We start from the raw sequence: 18,182 nt of genomic DNA on the forward strand, positions 1-18,182 counted from the left end.
AGCTGCCCGATCAGGAGAGAAAGTCCTGGTTCAACACTCCGTAGTGCTGAGTACTACTGGCCTGCGCCGATCATCTCGCTATCGACCACAATGCCATCTTCAGCACCTTTTAACACAAGGTTTGCTTCATAGTATTTACCGGAAGTCAGCAGTTTTTGCGCGCTGGCAACGGCTTTACGAGTCTGATTCAGAGGCATCAGGTATTGGGTCTGAAGCACGCTGATACCAGCCAGTTGCAGAGTATCCACTGCACCTTTCCAGTCGCCTTTGGCCATTTTGCCATTCGCTGTTTTGATAGCGGATTCTTTGGCCGGAGTCGCAATATAGTCTTCTGACAGCGCGACCGTAGCGTTAATAACCACGTACTGATCGTCAATCATCTTGGCTTTAGGCGCAGCTTTTACAAATTTCGCCCAATCTTTGCTGTCGCCTGCCAGCAGGGAAGCCGCGTCATCGGTTAATTTTTTAGCGCTGTCAGGCTGTCCATGAAACAGGGCCAGACGAGCAAGCTGAATATCACGCATCGCATTTGCGCCTTGCACTGCGACCTGCATAACATCGGCAGCTTCTTTTTGTACATTTGCGGTAGCAGCTTGCGCCGGAGTGGTTGTGGTAGCAGTAGCAGCCATCACTGGTGCTGAACCCATCATGGTTGCAAGCACACCCGCAAGAATAATCTTTTTCATTACTTTCTCCTGAATAAATTTGGTATATGTCACCAAACGCAATAAGCATATTAAATAATGTTAAAGAGAGGAATCAGAGCCAAGATAGAATAATGACCGTTTAATCCTACAAGTGTCAGATGTCTGACATGTGTAGGAATATACGCATAGCGACATTCTCTTGTTCTTATATACGCTTCCTTAGTGGAAGTCTTATCATTCCACTGTAAGTAACATATGTTGAGTGAGTAATAATTCTTGTGTCAACAGGTTACATTGCGTTTATGTATAACGGAGGATGTATGTTTGTTTTTAATCAGCGTAGCCTGAGAGCGTTTAATGAAAAAAAACTCGTTCATTATAAAAAGCACGCGACGATTATGGCGGTGTTGATGTTGATTTGTGGCATCTGCTGCTTGATTTATCCGATTGCCGCAGGTGTTTATTTAAGCTATGCAACCGGTTTTATGTTCCTGGTATGTGGTTTCTATTCTATTTATAGCCTGTTTAGTTCAGGTAAAAAGCAATTGAAAGCCAAATTTACCTATGCCTTTTTTGCTATCGCGTGGTTACTGCTGGGTTACTGTTTCCTCGTGAATCCTGTGATAGGCATGAATTCACTGGCAATGGTATTTTGCTGCCTGTTTATTCTGGGGGGGATTTTTCGTATCGCCTCTGGGGTCAAACTGTTCCGTAGTCCGGGTTATGGATGGAACATTTTTATTGGTATTTTTGACCTGCTTATTGCCGGCGTATGGCTGAATATGGATCCCGACAGATCGTATGTATTTACCTCAATTTTTATTGGTGTCGAGATGATCTTTAGTTCTTTAGCTTTTATCTGTCTGCGTAGAAATGCGACGCTGGTTAAAACTGATAAGCTCGCCGATAAAAATTAATGCTAACTCTGGAGCGCATAGTGAATATTAAAATGATGGTTTCTGCGGCTATTCTTGTGACCTCTGTTATGGCACCAATGACCCGTGCTTTGGCTACTCAGGCAACGGAAGCTGCGCCACAAGATATGACCTGTAAAGAATTTGTTGATATGAGTCAGCAATACAAGACGGCAATTGCCTTTGTGATTGTTAATAAAAATTCTGACTTTAAAGGCGATGATTATGTTCCCCTGCATGAGGTGGAAACGGAAGCTGTACCGAAAATGGTTAAAATGTGCCATCAGCATCCGAATACAAAACTGGGTGAACTGGCTGTAAATCTGAAAGGTTCCGGTCTGCACTATTGATTAACCGTTTTGATAGCCTGGCTTTAGTTAGAATTGACAACCTCTGTTCCTACCCTCAGTCGTTCCTTATAAAAAATCCGCGTAATGCTTACCCTGCTATCCACGAGAAACTCGCTGGATAGCCGTGCTCGCTAATAACCGTAGACCTGACACACGAAGCCCCATCCCTGGGAATTTAATAATCTAAACCCAGGGATAGGGCAGGGGATCAGCGTCGAGCTTTAAATCGCGCTAACGTATTTTCAACGAGGACAAAGAACACTGGAACAAAATAGATTGCCAGTACCGTCGCGGCCAGCATCCCACCGATAACCCCCGTACCGACGGCATTTTGCGCACCAGAGCCCGCGCCGTTGCTTATTGCCAGTGGAATAACCCCCAGGATGAAGGCGAGTGAGGTCATCAGAATTGGACGTAAGCGCATTTGCGCGGCTTCCACTGCGGCTTCAAGCGGCGTTTTCCCTTCTTTCTGCATAATCTCGACGGCAAACTCGACGATCAGAATGGCGTTTTTAGCCGACAGCCCCATGGTGGTGAGCAGGCCGACCTGGAAATAAACATCATTGCTCAGACCGCGCAGATCGGTAGCCAGCAAAGCGCCGACCACCCCGATTGGCACAACCAGCATCACCGAGAACGGGATCGACCAGCTTTCATACAGTGCCGCCAGCGCCAGAAACACGACGATCAGCGAGATGCCGTACAGCATTGGTGCCTGGTTTGTGGATAGCGCCTCCTGATAAGACAGACCGGTCCAGGCATAGCCGACGCCTGCGGGCAGTTTATTAATCAGCGATGCCATAAATTTCATCGCATCACCGCTGCTTTTCCCTTCAACCGGCTGGCCCAGAATTTCCATTGCTGGTTGGCCGTTGTAGCGTTCAAGGCGAGGAGAACCGTAGGTCCACTCGGTGGATGAGTAGGCGGAGAGCGGCGTCATGGAACCGGAGGCGTTACGTACGTACCAGTGGTTGATATTGTCCGGCAACATACGGAACGGCGTATCGGCCTGGACATACACTTTTTTTACGCGCCCCTGGTTCAGGAAATCATTGACATAGCGACTACCAAACGCGGTGGAGATGGTCTGATTAATATCCGATAACGCAACGCCCATAGCTTCAGCCTTTTTGGCGTTGACGTGAATGCGGAACATCGGTGTATCTTCCAGACCGTTCGGACGCACCCCGTCGACCTCACCGGATGACTGGTTGGCCAAAGCCAGAAGCTGGTTCCGCGCCTGCATCATTTTTTCATGCCCAAGATTACCGTTATCCAGCAGCTCCATATCAAACCCTGATGCGGTGCCCAATTCTGCGACCGCCGGTAAATTGAACGGATAAACGACGGCATTATTGATGGTGCTTAAGGCCATCATGGCCCGTCGAATAATAGCGGTAACCGAGTTTTCTTCGCCAACGCGTTCTGACCAGGGCTTCAGGCTGATAAACGCCAGACCGTTGTTTTGTCCCTGGCCGCTGAAACCAAATCCGCCGACGGTGAAAACAGAAGCAACGTTTTTCTGCTCTTTCGTCAGGTAGTAGTCGGTTATTTCCCCGAGCACTTTACTGGTGTTCACCATCGTTGAACCCGAAGGCAATTGTGCCGTGGTCATGAATACCCCCTGATCTTCTTCAGGCAGAAACGAGGTCGGAGTGCGTAAAAACAGCACAATCATGCCCGCGCCAATGACTAAATAGACGACCATATAACGGCCTGTGCGACGTAGCAGTCTACGGGTGCTGTCCGTGTAGTGCTGAGTGCATTTCTCCATGAAGTGATTGAAACGGGTAAACAGAAAATGTGTGTTTTCCTTTTCTCCTTCGTGGGATTTCAACAACATAGCGCAAAGTGCAGGCGTCAGGCTCATTGCCACAAATACCGACAGCAGCATGGAGGAGATCAAGGTGATGGAAAACTGACGGAAAATTTCACCCGTTGCCCCGCTCATAAACGCCATCGGCATAAATACGGCGGATAACACGACGGCAATACCAACCAGCGCCCTCTGGAGCTGGCCCATTGCTTTATGCGTTGCCGCTTTTGGAGACAAGTGCTCTTCGGCAATAATACGTTCTACGTTCTCAACCACCACGATGGCATCATCGACCAACAGCCCTATCGCCAGCACCATGCCAAACATCGTGAGCGTGTTAATTGAAAAACCGGCGACGTCGAGTATTGCAAAGGTTCCGAGGATAACCACCGGAACGGCGATAGTGGGGATAAGCGTCGCACGGAAACTCTGCAAAAACAGATACATGACGAGGAATACCAGAATGATTGCCTCGATCAAAGTATGAAAAACACCCTGAATCGAAATCTCGATAAACGGCGTGGTGTCATAGGGATAAACGGTTTTCATACTGGCCGGAAACCAGGCCGATAATCTGTTCAGCTCTTGTTTGACCGCCTGGGACGTTGCCAGGGCATTGGCACCAGCGGCAAGTTTAATCGCAATCCCGGCGGCGGGTTTGCCGTTGTAACGTGCAACCGTTGCATAATTTTCCGCACCCAGCTCAATGCGCGCGACATCGCGCAGCAGAACCTGAGAACCATCTTGCTGAACTTTAAGGAAGATCTTGCCAAATTCATCGGTCGTTTGCAGACGCGTCTGGACGATTATCGACGCATTTAACTGCTGATCGGCTGACTGAGGCATGCCCCCCAACTGCCCGCCAGATATCTGATTATTCTGCACTTTGAGCTGGGTAATGACGTCCTCGGGAGTGAGGTTATACTTGTCGAGCTTTTGTGGATCCAACCAGATGCGCATGGCGTATTGCGAACCGAATAACTGTACGCTCCCCACCCCGGCAGTGCGGCTTAGCGGATCTTTAATGTTCGAGGCCACATAGTCGGCAATATCATATTGGCTCAGGCTGTTATTATCAGAGATAAAACCGGCAACCATTAAGATATTGCTGCTGGATTTATCAACGCTGATCCCTTGCTGTTGTACTTCCTGTGGCAAGGAAGGCATCGCCAGCTGTAGTTTATTCTGTACCTGAACCTGCGCAATATCGGGTGACGTACCCGTTTTGAAGGTCAGGATAATCGAGGCATTACCTGCCGCATCGCTGGTGGATGACATATACATCAGGCCATCAAGACCATTCATATTCTGTTCAATCACCTGGGTGACGGAGTCTTCAACGGTCTTTGCGTCAGCCCCTGGGTAGGCAGCGCTGATGGTAATGGTTGGGGGCGCAATTTGTGGATATTGGGCGACAGGCAGGTTCATTATCGCGATACCGCCCGTAAACATCATGATAATAGCGAGCACCCAGGCGAAAACCGGGCGCTCAATAAAAAAGTTGGCCATGAAGAAAGTGTCCTTAATGCCTGAAATATTACTGTTCAGCTACCGTGTCAGGTGTGTTCAGTTTTGAAGGGAGGACCCGGGCTTTGATTCCCGGACGAATTCTTTGTAATCCGGACACAATGACCCGATCGCCAGGATGTAATCCCGCGGTCACTAACCATTGATTACCAACGGCCTTCACTGCGTTTATTTCACGCAGTTGCACTACGTTTTCCTGGTCAAGGATCAGCGCGGTGGCTTTTCCTTGCTCGTTATGCGTAATTCCTTGCTGGGGGACCATCAACACGTTTTGTTGACTACCTTCATCCAGCAACGCCGTGACATACATACCGGGTAAAATTTCACCTTCAGGATTGGGAAATACGGCGCGCAGGGTTACCGAACCGGTGGTCTCATCAACAGCGGGATCGGAAAACTCAAGCGTACCGGTATGGCGATAGGGCTTGCCGTTTTCCAGCATTAGCTCAACCGGAATTTTGCCTTGTTGCTGGGCGATTTGGCCGTTGGCTTTCTCTTCTTTCAGGCGTAAGAAGTCCTGTACTGACTGGGTTAAATCAACATAAATCGGATCTAATCTCTGAACGGTGACCAGCGCGTTTTCCTGATTGGCAGTAACCAGGGCACCCACGGTCACGGAAGATTTGCCGCTAATGCCATCAATGGGCGAGGTAACATTGGCGTATCGAAGATTGATGGTGGCTTGTTCAAGATCCGCTTTAGCGACGGCAACATTGGCTTGCGCTTCATTAAGCTGTGAACGCGTCGTGTCATAGTCCTGGCGGCTGACGTAATTAGATTTTATTAACGCTGACTGCCGATTGAGTGTCAGACGAACATTATTGGCGGTAGCCTGTGCCTTTGCCAACGCGCCTTTGGCTGAGTCCAGTCGTGCCTGCAGCGGGGCAGGATCAATTTGATACAGTGATTCTCCTTTGCTGACTTTATCGCCTTCAACAAAGTTGCGTTTTATGATGATCCCTCCAACCTGAGGACGGATTTCGGCGATCTCGAACGCAAGCGCGCGACCCGGAAGTTCACTTTTAATATTTACTGAGGAGGGCGCTAAGGTAACAACGCCGACCTCGGGCTCCATGGCGGTTTTTACTGCAGGTTTATTATCGCAGGCGGTGATGATGACGCTGCTAAAGAATAATGGTATCAACAGTAAGTATTTTCTGTTCATAGTAATCCCTGAATAATGTGTAAACACAAATGTTCTTTTATTGCATGCAGGGTGGGGGAGTTGTCGGTAAATAACAAAAGATGGTCAGGCATGAGAAGGGTAAAGCCCATTTCTTCGCTAACAAATTAGCGGTTAAAAATTATATGTAACAGGAAGAATGCATGTTAAGCGAAGGATCTCATGAAGCAGGATGGCGCAATAAGATAAACGCGGGGTGATGAGAAGGGTTGTTTGCCAACACCTGACTCCGGAATATAGTCGCGCCATCTTACCTCTGGGATTATTTCACTAGCTCCGGAGTTACCTGAGTGACTGTATTGGCGTAGTAAGGCGCTCCCCACATCGGCTCAGGCCAGAATGCGCCGTAACCATAATCCCACATGTTATAGGTGGTGTTGACAGACTCAGTTAAATGCCAAACCTGGATTCCTTGTAAATCAACTTTAACAAAGTTGTACGGGACTTTGTTGATGAATCCTGACTCATCTCCTTGAATTGTTCCCAAAATGGTCACGAAATGGTTTCTGTAGTTTACCGGATCGAGGAAACCTTTCTGCTGGGCAAGAATACGTCCCTGATAGCTCGCGTCTATTTGTGGCTTAGCAGAGTCGTTCAGTGGCAAAACGGCGATTTCCAGCAACGTATCATTTTTGGTGTTAATCACATTGATGACTTTACCACCAAAGCGAGCCTGTTGACCGGTATATAAACCGGGCTGGTTATGCACGGAGATAAAGTTTTTTTGGATATCGGGTTGATTATTACCTTTGATATTCTCAGGAATGGAAGCACATGATGCCAGGGTGAAAGCAAGGGCAATAATCATCAACCCTTTTGTATTTTTCATTTTACTTTCCTGCTTAAAAAAGACAGGTCTATAGTAAACCTTTGCGTATTATTGTCAGCATGCGCATTGTTGATTATCTAATATTAATATAATTGTAGCTTATGGTAATAACGGATTGTATTTTATCTGGTCGCTGAATGAGGGCGATATTTTCAACGACCATAAAAGTAACGGCTGGCATCACGGTTTCACGTCACGCTGGCGGGAATGTAATAAAGCGGATCGTCAATTTTTGCGGTGCTCATCACCCGACAGAATGACCGTTTTCATTACTCCCGTCACCCAGACGGTAAGCCAGCGCCACCACTAGCGACTGCACCAGGCACAGCGTCGCAGACTGGGATCGAAACGCGTCAACCTGCGCCTCTTTCACCACAAAGCAGAGATCGCTGAACGTGGCCAGCGGGCTTATCTGGCTGTCGGTAATCACGATCTGGCGCGCGCCGGCATTGGCCGCAGTTTCGCTGACCATCAGCGTTTCTTCCGCATAAGGCGAGAAGCTAATCGACACCACGATATCCTGCGCTTTGATGCGGTTAATCTGCTCGCGCAGCATTCCGCCCATTCCGTCGAGCAAAATAGGGCGACATTCAAGATGGCTCAGCGCGTAGGTAAGATAGGCTGCTACGCTAAACGAACGACGCAGACCTGCAATGTAAATGGTGTCGGCTTCTGCCAGCAATTGTACGGCGCGTTCCAGCATTTCAGGTTCGGCACGGGCTGCCAGCTGCTGGAGCGCCTGGGTATTCGAACGGGCGAACTCCTGCAGGATATCGAGCGGGGTTTCCGGTACGGCTTCGCTTTCCATCTCACGGAACATGCGCGCGCGGTCGCTGTAGCTGGCGGTTTCCTCTACCAGGTTCATACGAAACAGCTGTTTCATTTCGTTGAAGCCGGTGAAGTCAAAGGCGTTGGCGAAGCGGATCAGCGTAGAGGGTGGCACTCCGGCACGTTCAGCAATGACGGCAACCGTATCAAAGGCCACGCTATTGGTATTATCCAGCACATAGCGGGACACCTGCTGCAGCCTCTTACTCAGGCTATCGTAGCGATCGCGGATTTGCTGCTGCAGCTCGTTCAGGCTGGTTGCTGTTGTCATTTTACCTCCTGGTACATAGTTTTATGATTCTAAACGCAAAACCGCGTCTTTGAAATGTCACTCATTCATCTGGCTGTAAAAACGAAACAAAAGCTTCAGGCTTGTCGTCCGCTGAAACGTTATGCCAGTGCACGCTAATCATGCGATTCCGCTTGTTAACATAAAAACCCATCCTTGATCACATTAATCATTATTTATTTTATTTCAACTTAAAATGGAATGTTTGTTTCATATATAGTACACAGATAACAGTGTTCAGGTAACAGTCACGTATCAACAGCGAGAGGTTAAGGATGGAGACAGTAGCGAATTTTATCCACGGCGAATGTGTCACCGGTTCAGGCCAGCGCGTTCAGGCAATCTTCAACCCGGCCACCGGCGAGCAGATCCGCCAGGTGGTGATGAGTACGACACAGGAAACCGAGCAAGCCATTGCGGCAGCGCACGACGCATTCCCCGGGTGGGCGCGCCATTCTCCGTTAAAACGTGCGCGAGTGATGTTCCGCTTTAAGGCGCTGTTGGAAGAAAACATGGAGAGGCTGGCTCGCATCATCAGCGAAGAGCATGGCAAGGTATTCTCTGACGCAGTTGGTGAACTGACCCGCGGCCTGGAAGTGGTGGAGTTTGCCTGTGGCATCCCACATCTGCAAAAGGGCGAACACTCAGCCAACGTAGGTACCGGCGTCGATAGCCATTCGCTGATGCAACCGCTCGGGGTTTGCGTCGGGATCACGCCGTTTAACTTTCCGGCAATGGTACCGATGTGGATGTTCCCCATCGCGCTGGCAACCGGGAATACCTTCGTGCTGAAACCCTCAGAAAAAGACCCTTCTCTCGCTCTGGCACTGGCGAAACTGCTGCAAGAAGCCGGATTGCCGGACGGCGTGTTCAACGTCGTGCAGGGGGACAAAGAGTCCGTTGACGTTCTGTTAACTGACCCGCGCGTGCAGGCCGTGAGCTTTGTCGGCTCTACGCCGATTGCGGAATACATTTATCAGACGGCATCGGCCCACGGTAAGCGTTGCCAGGCGTTAGGTGGCGCTAAAAATCACTGCATTTTAATGCCGGATGCCGACATGGATATGGCAACCAACGCCATTATGGGGGCCGCTTACGGCGCGGCGGGTGAACGCTGCATGGCGCTTTCGGTCGTGCTGGCGGTAGGGAATAAAACGGCAGATGAGCTGTGCTCGAGACTGGAAAAACAGATTGCGGCGCTGCGTGTCGGGCCTGGTCTTGACCAGACACCTGAAAATGAAATGGGGCCGCTTATCTCCTCTGTACATCGTAATAAAGTGCTCGGTTATATCGACAGTGGGGAATCGCAGGGGGCCAGCCTGCGCGTGGATGGTCGACGTTTTAGCGTTAAAGGCCATGAGCAGGGTTATTTTGTCGGGCCGACCCTGTTTGATAACGTCACGCCGGAGATGACCATCTATAAAGAAGAGATTTTTGGACCGGTGCTTTCTGTGGTGCGCGTAGCAGATTACAGCAGCGCGGTGGAACTGATTAACCGTCATGAATATGGTAATGGCACGGCAATTTTCACACGTGACGGCGGCTGTGCGCGTCGCTTCTGCGAAGAAGTGCAGGCGGGCATGGTGGGCGTAAACGTTCCAATTCCGGTGCCGATGGCGTTCCACAGTTTTGGCGGCTGGAAGCGGTCCATTTTTGGTGCGCTGAACGTTCATGGTAACGATGGCGTGCGCTTCTACACCCGGATGAAAACCGTCACCGCACGCTGGCCGGAGATGCTGCAGGACACAGAGGCCGCGTTCTCCATGCCAACGCTGGGCTGACAGGAGGGTTTATGCAAACCGAACGTATGACCATGGCTCAGGCGCTGGTCAAATTCCTTAATCAACAATATATCTGTGTCGATGGCGTGGAAACGCCCTTTGTCGAGGGCGTCGCCACCATCTTTGGTCACGGTAACGTGCTTGGCATTGGCCAGGCGCTGGAGCAGGCACCCGGTCATTTGCAGGTGATGCAGGGATGTAATGAGCAGGGAATTGCGCACATGGCGACCGGATTCGCCAAACAGCATCGGCGCCAGCGTATTTTTGCCGTGACGTCATCGGTTGGGCCGGGAGCGGCAAACATGGTCACCGCCGCGGCAACCGCGACGGCGAACCGTATTCCGCTGCTGCTGTTGCCTGGCGATGTCTACGCCAGTCGTCAGCCGGACCCGGTATTGCAGCAAATTGAGCAATACCATGACCTTGGCATCAGTACCAACGACTGCTTCCGCCCGGTCTCGCGTTACTGGGACCGGATTAACCGCCCGGAGCAGTTAATGAGCGCGATGCTAAACGCGATGCGAACGCTTACTGACCCCGCAGATACTGGTGCCGTATCTATTTGCCTGCCACAGGATGTGCAGGGGGAAGCCTGGGACTATCCGCAGAGCTTCTTTGCGCGCCGCGTTCATTTGATCGAACGTCGACCACCCGACCCGCAGCGTCTGGCGATGGCGCGGGCGCTGATTGCCCGCAAACGCCGTCCGCTGGTGGTATGCGGCGGCGGGGTACGATATTCCGGCGCGCATGAGGCGTTTCGTACGTTTGTTGAAACGCTGCAACTGCCGTTTGCCGAAACTCAGGCCGGAAAGGGAGCGCTGGTTAGTGACCACCCACTTAACCTCGGAGGCATTGGGGTAACTGGAGGGATGGCAGCGAATCAGCTCGCACCGCAAGCCGATCTGGTGATCGGCATTGGTACGCGCCTCACAGACTTTACCACCGGTTCGAAAGCGCTGTTTTCTCATCCGGAGGTTGAGTTCCTGCTGCTGAACGTGGCGGAGTTTGACGCACTGAAGCTTGATGCCACTGCACTTATCGCCGACGCCCGTACCGGGCTTACGGCATTAACTGAAACACTGAAAGACTACCGCAGCGATTGGGGGAAGGAGGTCGCTGAGGCGCAAGAGGCCTGGCGTGATGAGTGCCAACGTTTATGGGAGCGCGACTGGCGTCCCGACGACGAACCCGAAGTGGCTGGGCATCTTGACGCTCAGCTGGCGGAATATGGCGACACGCTAAACACCCGGTTGACCCAGACGAAGGTGCTGGGGCTTATCAATCAGCACATTGAAGATAACGCTATCGTCGTAGGGGCCGCCGGATCGCTACCTGGCGATTTACAGCGTATCTGGCAGGTCAAAACCCCGGACAGCTATCACCTGGAATACGGTTACTCCTGTATGGGCTATGAGATTGCGGCTGCTATTGGAGCCAGGCTGGCGAAGCCGCAGCAGCCGGTATATGCCATGGTGGGGGATGGCTCGTACATGATGCTGCATTCCGAGCTACAAACCGCCGTCCAGGAGGGGATAAAAGTCACTATCCTGCTGTTTGATAACGCCAGCTTCGGGTGTATTAACAACCTGCAGATGGGGCATGGGATTGGGAGCTTCGGTACGGAAAACCGTCACCGCAACCCGCAAACCGGACGGTTGGATGGGCCATTGGTGAAGGTCGATTTTGCTAAAAACGCGGAAAGCTACGGCTGTCGGGCATGGCGTGTACATGACGAGCAAAGCCTGCTGGCGGCGCTGGAAGCCTCGCGTGCGCATTCGGGGCCTGTGCTGCTGGATATCAAAGTTCTGCCGAAAACCATGACCCACGACTATGCCTCCTGGTGGCGCACTGGCGATGCGCAGGTGGCAGAATCTCCGTCGGTGCGAAAAGCGGCTGAGCAGACGTTTGAGCAGATGAAAAACGCACGTCAGTACTAAAAGCGATTAATGCCGGATGGCGCCGCGCTTATCCGGCCTACAGCGGATTCTACCCCAGGCCGGATAAGTCGTTAGCGCTGTCATCCGGTAACCTGCGACAACGAAATTTTCATTTCATTTTTCCTTTCTCTTCATCCATCGCCTCCTTCCTGAACGGAAGGGGGCCAATTCCTGCATCTTTCCTGTTGTTATGTTGTGATATTGATAACAGATTTTATCTCACTCATCTCAAAAGTGTTAACTTGCACCCAAAAACATAATTTTCACTATTTATAAAAATGAAATAAATGTTTTATTTAAAGGGTCGTTAGTTCATCGCATTCACCAACACCGGGAGCCGTTATGTTTAACATTGCTTTACTGGGCGCTGGCCGAATTGGCCAGGTACATGCAGCTAACATTGCCAGTCACAGTGCCACTACCCTCTGGTCCGTCGTCGACCCGAATCAGGAATTTGCCACCCGTCTTGCCACACAGTACCAGGCCCGTTTGCAAAGCCTGGATGAGGCGATGACGGACCCTAACGTTCACGCCGTGCTGATTGCCTCCGCGACCGATACCCATGCGGATCTGATTGAAATGGCCGCCCGCCACGGCAAAGCCATCTTCTGTGAAAAGCCGGTCCACCTGGATCTGGCCCGTGTACGCGACTGCCTGAAAGTAGTCAAAGAGTACGACGTACCGTTGTTTATCGGTTTCAACCGCCGCTTCGATCCACAGTTTCGCCGTGTGAAAACTGACGCACTGGCCGGGCGTATCGGAAAGCCGGAATCGCTGCTGATCATCTCCCGCGACCCGTCGCCGCCGCCTGCGGAATACGTGCGTGTGTCCGGCGGTATGTTCCGTGATATGACCATCCACGATTTTGATATGGCGCGCTTTATCATGGGCGAAGAGCCGGTTTCGGTGTATGCCCAGGGCAGCAATCTGGTGGATCCGGCGATTGGTGAAGCGGGCGATATCGATACCGCGTTCATCGTACTGAAATATGCCTCCGGCGCGATGGCGACCATCGTCAACAGCCGCCGTTCTTCTTACGGATACGATCAGCGCCTTGAGCTGCACGGCTCTGAAGGGCTGCTGTGCGCGGGCAACATTCTCGAAAATCAGGTGCAGCACTACGCGAAGACCGGCTGCACCAGCGCGTTACCTGAACATTTCTTCCTGCAGCGTTATAAATCGGCCTATGCCGCGGAATGGGAACACTTTGTTGCGGTACTGCGCGGCGAAACGGTCCCTGATTGCAGCGGGGACGATGGCGAGCGTGCGCTGTATCTGGCGGATAAAGCGCTGGAGTCACTGCATAGCCAGCGTGAAGTTCTCCTCTGATTGTCACCACAACCTACCCTACACAGAGAGACATAATAATGAAAAAACTGATCTTAGCTGTCCTCATCGCCATGACATCCGGGGCAGCCATTGCTGAAAACGAGCAAATTGTTTTCAGTACGCCAAACCTGGCGATGCCATTTGAAGTTCACATGCAGCGCACGGCGGTGAAAGCCGCAAAAGAGATGGGCGTGAATTTACAGGTCCTGGACGGGCAGGGTAGCTCGCCAAAACAGGTCGCTGACCTGGAAAACGCCATAACTCGTGGCGCACAGGGCTTTATTGTTTCACCGAACGATGTCAACGCGGTGTCCAGCGCGGTAGATGAAATTCAGGATGCGAAACTGCCCGTTGTTACCCTCGACCGCTCCGTTGACAGCCAGAAAAAAGTGCCGCACTTCGGCGCGAACAACTACAAGGGCGGTCAGGCGATTGGCGACTTTGTCAAAACCAAGTTCCCTGACGGGGCAGACATTATTCTGCTGACCGGCCAGCCAGGCTCCTCCTCCAACATTGAACGTACTAAAGGCATTCGCGACAGCCTGAAGGCGGGTGGTGAAAAGTACAAGATCGTTGCCGATCAGACCGGTAACTGGATGCGTTCTGAAGGGATGCGCATTGTCGAAAGCGTTCTGCCTTCGTTGCCGAAGCGTCCGCAGGTGATCCTCTCCGCTAACGACGATATGGCCTTGGGCGCGATTGAAGCGTTACAGGGACAAGGACTGAAACCGGGTGAAGTTCTGGTCACGGGCTTCGATGCCGTGCCGGAAGCACTGGCGCGTGTGCGCGATGGCTGGCTGGCAGTGACGGCGGATCAGCGTCCTGGCTTTGCGGTGAAAACGGCTATGAGCCAGTTGGTGAATAACGTCCGTGAGAAGACTGCGATCACCGGGGCTGACTACCCGCCAACGCTTATCACCAAAGAGAACCTGCAGCAGGCCGAGCGTATTAGTGAGGCCGGTAACTGATATGTCCGCAGCCGCCGCGCAAGTGGCGGCTCTCTATGAGGAGGAGCAGACCGATGTCGCAACCCTTACTGAAAGTGACCGACCTGGCGAAAAGCTTTTCCGGCGTTTGGGCGCTGAGCAGCGCACAGCTGACCGTCGGAGCAGGCGAAATTCATGCGCTGTTAGGTGAGAACGGTGCCGGAAAATCGACCCTGCTGAAAGCGCTGGCGGGCGCGCAGCCGCAAACACGCGGGGATATTTGGTTCAACGGCGAAACATTGCCGGTAGAAGACTCTCCGGTTGAGCGGCAGAACAAGGGCATTATCACGATTTATCAGGAATTTAATCTGCTGCCCAATATGACCGTCGCCGAGAATATGTTTCTCGGACGCGAACCGCGTAAACGCAATCTGATTGTTGACGAAAAGGCGGTAAATCAGGAAGCGCAGGTGATTCTGGATTACCTGCAACTGAACGTTGCGCCAACCACGGCCGTGGCCCGGCTGAGCGTGGCGCAGCAGCAAATGGTGGAAATTGCGCGGGCGCTGACGCTGAACGCAAAACTCATCATTATGGATGAACCTTCCGCCGCGCTGAGCGACAGCGAAGTAGAAAGCCTACACCGTGTGGTGCGGGAACTTAAAGGGCGTGGCGTGAGCATTATCTACGTCACCCATCGCCTGCATGAAGTTTTTCAACTCTGCGACCAGTTCACCGTTTTCCAGGATGGACGATTCACCGGGAATGGCGCGGTTGCACAGACCACCGTAGAACAGCTGATCCGCCTGATGGTGGGGCGCGATGTGGCCTTTAATCGCCGTCCGGCCAGCGAAACTCACCATGAAGATAAACCTGTGCGTCTGGCGGTGAAGGGGCTTAGTCGCGAAAAACCGCCGCTGGATCCGCATGGTATCGCGCTGCACGACATTAGCTTCCACGTGCATGCTGGCGAAGTGTTAGGCATTGCCGGACTGGTGGGTGCCGGGCGCACCGAAGTGGCCCGCTGCCTGTTTGGCGCCGACGGTTTTACTTCCGGCAGCTTTGAACTTGATGGCGTGCCATATCAGCCGCGCGATCCGCTGTTTGCGCTGGATCAGGGGCTGGCGCTGGTACCGGAAGATCGTAAAAAAGAGGGCGCGGTGCTTGGGCTGTCGATCCGAGACAACCTGTCGCTCTCCAGCCTCTCGTCACTGCTGCACTGGCGCTGGTTCGTGAATACCCGCAAAGAGGATGCCCTGATCGAGTCATACCGCCAGGCGCTGCAGATCAAAATGGTCAACAGCGCGCAGGAGGTGCGCAAGCTCTCCGGCGGGAATCAGCAAAAAGTGATCCTCGCGCGCTGCATGGCGCTTAATCCTCGGGTGTTGATCGTGGATGAACCAACGCGCGGCATCGATGTTGGCACCAAATCAGAAGTCCATCAGGTGCTGTTTGATATGGCGAAAAAGGGCGTGGCGGTGATCGTGATCTCCTCCGATCTGCCGGAAGTCATGGCGGTTTCCGATCGGATCATCACGTTGAGTGAAGGCCGGGTGACTGGCGAGATCCACGGCGACGACGCTAATGAAGAGCGGCTAATGACGATGATGGCCATCAACCACAACGCCCTGAATGCGGCATAACGGAGTGATTCATGACGCAGATTATTTCTAAAACGCAGGTTCCTGCCAAACGCGGCGGACGTCTTGATCCCATTGCCTTTTTTGAGCGCTTTGGGGTACTGATTTTCATGATCCTGCTGCTGATTTTCTTTCAGTTGCAGAACAGCAATTTTCTTTCTGAACGCAATATTTTCAACATTCTGACCGAAGTCTCCATCTACGGGATCATGGCGGTGGGGATGACGTTTGTCATTCTGACCGCCGGGATCGATCTGTCGGTGGGCTCCATCCTGGCGGTCTGCGCCATGACCGCCGCGTATGTGATTAAGGGCGACAACTTCACCACCGTCGACCCGAACGCCTGGGGCGGCATGAGCTGGCTGATTGGCCTTGGTATCTGTATGGCGATGGGCACCGCGATTGGTTTTCTGCATGGCCTCGGCGTGACCCGCCTGCGTCTGCCGCCGTTTATCGTCACCCTCGGCGGGATGACGATTTGGCGCGGCCTGACGCTGGTGATTAACGACGGCGCACCAATTGCCGGTTTCGACGCGGGATACCGCTGGTGGGGACGCGGCGAACTGCTTGGTATCTCCATTCCAATCTGGATATTCGCGCTGGTGGCGGTAGGCGGTTATCTGGCGCTACATAAAACCCGCTGGGGGCGCTTCGTGTACGCCATCGGCGGCAACCCGGAGGCGGCGCGTCTGGCAGGGGTTAACGTGAAACGCGTGCTGGTGAGCGTCTACGTGTTAATTGGCTGTCTGGCAGGGCTGGCGGGCTTCATTCTCAGCGCGCGGTTGGGCAGCGCGGAAGCGGTTGCCGGGATCTCGTTTGAGCTGCGCGTTATCGCCTCGGTGGTCATTGGCGGTACCTCACTGATGGGCGGCTACGGGCGTATTGGCGGCACCATTATCGGCTCGATCATCATGGGCATCCTGATTAACGGTCTGGTGCTGATGAACGTCTCGGCTTACTACCAACAAATTATTACCGGCTTAATTATCGTTCTGGCGGTGGCGTTCGATACCTACGCCAAGAGCCGTCGCGGCGCATTGTGAGGATCATGATGAAAGAAGTTCGTATTGGATTGATTGGCACCGGGTATATCGGCAAGGCGCATGCCATCGCCTATGCCCAGGCCCCGACGGTGTTTAACCTGCGCGGCAAGCTGGTGCGCGAAATGGTGGCGGAAGTCTCTCCAGAGCTGGCCGCCGAGCGGGCGCAGGCGTTTGGCTTCAATCGCTCAACCGGAGACTGGCGTGCGCTGGTGGCTGACCCGGCCATTGATGTCGTGGATATCTGTTCTCCTAATCATCTGCACAAAGAGATGGCGCTGGAAGCGATTCGCCATGGCAAGCATGTGTATTCAGAAAAGCCGTTGGCGCTGAATGCCCACGACGCACGTGAAATGGTTGAAGCTGCACAGCGGGCAGGAGTGAAAACGCTGGTGGGGTTCAACTATATGAAGAACCCAACGGCGCAGCTGGCGAAAGAGATCATTGAGCGCGGAGAAATTGGTGAGGTGATCCATTTCTACGGCACCCACAACGAAGACTACATGGCCGATCCGCTTGCGCCGATCCACTGGCATTGTTTTAAAGAGACCGCCGGACTTGGTGCGCTTGGCGATCTGGCGGCGCATATCGTCAATATGGCGCAGTACCTGGTTGGGGATATTCAGCAGGTCTGCGGCGACCTGAAGATCGTGGTGCCACAGCGTCCGGCGAAAGTCGGTTCCTCGCAAATGGTGACGGTAGAGAACGAAGATCAGGCCCACGCGATGGTGCGCTTTGCAGGCGGTGCGCAAGGGGTGATTGAAACCTCGCGCGTTGCCTGTGGCCGCAAGATGGGGTTGTCGTATGTGATTACCGGGACCAAAGGAACCATCAGTTTTACTCAGGAGCGTATGGCTGAGCTGAAGCTCTATCTGCATGACGATCCGGTCAACCGCCAGGGGTTTCGCACTTTACTGGTTGGCCCGGCGCACCCGGACTACGGCGCGTTTTGCATGGGAGCCGGGCATGGTATCGGCTTTAACGACCAGAAAACAGTAGAAGTACGTGACCTGGTGGACGGCATTGCCGCCGATGCACCGATGTGGCCGGACTTTGAAGAGGGCTGGAAGGTGTCGCGCGTGCTTGACGCTATCGCACTCTCGCACCAGGAAGGCCGCTGGCTGAACGTGAACGACATTGTCTGAA

The 18,182-nt window shown here is 52.8% G+C and carries 14 protein-coding genes; 9 read left to right on the top strand and 5 right to left on the bottom strand.

The annotated features are described in order from the left end of the window. Window positions 1-53: 53 nt before the first annotated feature. Window positions 54-686 (bottom strand): YfdX family protein, encoded by a 633-nt coding sequence (locus tag OGX97_RS02925; protein ID WP_003826081.1) that lies wholly within the window; start codon window positions 684-686, stop codon window positions 54-56. A 281-nt stretch (window positions 687-967) separates the two neighbouring features. Between OGX97_RS02925 and OGX97_RS02930 the strand changes: the two genes are divergently transcribed. Together OGX97_RS02930 and OGX97_RS02935 are read left to right on the top strand one after the other, a co-directional pair. After that, complete coding sequence (locus tag OGX97_RS02930; RefSeq protein ID WP_279850939.1) at window positions 968-1,564, top strand: DUF308 domain-containing protein; 597 nt, start codon at window positions 968-970, stop codon at window positions 1,562-1,564. Continuing rightward, a complete protein-coding gene (locus OGX97_RS02935; RefSeq protein ID WP_020996283.1) occupies window positions 1,564-1,911 on the top strand; it encodes an HdeA/HdeB family chaperone in 348 nt (115 codons plus the stop codon). Before OGX97_RS02930 ends, OGX97_RS02935 begins: the two co-directional genes overlap by 1 nt. Window positions 1,912-2,119: 208 nt before the next feature. Here the strand turns inward: OGX97_RS02935 and OGX97_RS02940 are convergent, their stop codons facing one another. From OGX97_RS02940 to OGX97_RS02955, 4 genes are all read right to left on the bottom strand, one after another. Then, window positions 2,120-5,236, bottom strand: coding sequence for an efflux RND transporter permease subunit (locus tag OGX97_RS02940; RefSeq protein ID WP_048236596.1), 3,117 nt, complete (start codon window positions 5,234-5,236; stop codon window positions 2,120-2,122). 28 nt (window positions 5,237-5,264) lie between these two features. After that, window positions 5,265-6,419, bottom strand: a complete 1,155-nt coding sequence (locus OGX97_RS02945) for an efflux RND transporter periplasmic adaptor subunit (protein WP_198801845.1) — start codon at window positions 6,417-6,419, stop codon at window positions 5,265-5,267. A gap of 280 nt (window positions 6,420-6,699) precedes the next feature. Further along, the gene (locus OGX97_RS02950; RefSeq protein WP_003826090.1) at window positions 6,700-7,266 is read right to left on the bottom strand and encodes a Slp family lipoprotein; all 567 of its coding nucleotides are present in this window, start codon (window positions 7,264-7,266) and stop codon (window positions 6,700-6,702) included. A gap of 244 nt (window positions 7,267-7,510) precedes the next feature. Next, on the bottom strand, window positions 7,511-8,365 hold the full coding sequence (locus OGX97_RS02955) for a MurR/RpiR family transcriptional regulator (protein ID WP_137377542.1): 855 nt from the start codon (window positions 8,363-8,365) through the stop codon (window positions 7,511-7,513). Between the two features lie 293 nt (window positions 8,366-8,658). Here OGX97_RS02955 and OGX97_RS02960 point away from each other — a divergent pair, with 293 nt between their 5' ends. The 7 genes from OGX97_RS02960 (at window position 8,659) to OGX97_RS02990 (ending at window position 18,181) form a co-directional block, all read left to right on the top strand. Beyond that, window positions 8,659-10,164: a CoA-acylating methylmalonate-semialdehyde dehydrogenase gene (locus OGX97_RS02960; protein WP_235126956.1), complete on the top strand. Its 1,506-nt coding sequence runs from the start codon at window positions 8,659-8,661 to the stop codon at window positions 10,162-10,164. An 11-nt stretch (window positions 10,165-10,175) separates the two neighbouring features. Further along, window positions 10,176-12,101 carry a 3D-(3,5/4)-trihydroxycyclohexane-1,2-dione acylhydrolase (decyclizing) gene (gene iolD, locus OGX97_RS02965; RefSeq protein ID WP_235126957.1) on the top strand — a complete coding sequence of 642 codons (1,926 nt, stop codon included), beginning with the start codon at window positions 10,176-10,178 and terminating at the stop codon, window positions 12,099-12,101. 342 nt (window positions 12,102-12,443) lie between these two features. Next, entirely contained in the window at window positions 12,444-13,430 is a 987-nt protein-coding gene (gene iolG, locus OGX97_RS02970; protein ID WP_235126958.1) for an inositol 2-dehydrogenase, read from the top strand. Between the two features lie 38 nt (window positions 13,431-13,468). Next, window positions 13,469-14,398, top strand: a complete 930-nt coding sequence (locus OGX97_RS02975; RefSeq protein ID WP_003839787.1) for a sugar ABC transporter substrate-binding protein — start codon at window positions 13,469-13,471, stop codon at window positions 14,396-14,398. A 53-nt stretch (window positions 14,399-14,451) separates the two neighbouring features. After that, entirely contained in the window at window positions 14,452-15,999 is a 1,548-nt protein-coding gene (locus OGX97_RS02980; protein WP_003839789.1) for a sugar ABC transporter ATP-binding protein, read from the top strand. A gap of 11 nt (window positions 16,000-16,010) precedes the next feature. Beyond that, entirely contained in the window at window positions 16,011-17,039 is a 1,029-nt protein-coding gene (locus OGX97_RS02985; protein ID WP_003826102.1) for an ABC transporter permease, read from the top strand. Window positions 17,040-17,047: 8 nt separating this feature from the next. Further along, the gene (locus OGX97_RS02990) at window positions 17,048-18,181 is read left to right on the top strand and encodes a Gfo/Idh/MocA family protein (RefSeq protein WP_032944642.1); all 1,134 of its coding nucleotides are present in this window, start codon (window positions 17,048-17,050) and stop codon (window positions 18,179-18,181) included. The last annotated feature ends 1 nt before the right edge of the window (window position 18,182 follow it).

The sequence above is a fragment of the Citrobacter sp. Cpo061 genome (assembly GCF_030332845.1).
Classification (GTDB): domain Bacteria; phylum Pseudomonadota; class Gammaproteobacteria; order Enterobacterales; family Enterobacteriaceae; genus Citrobacter; species Citrobacter portucalensis.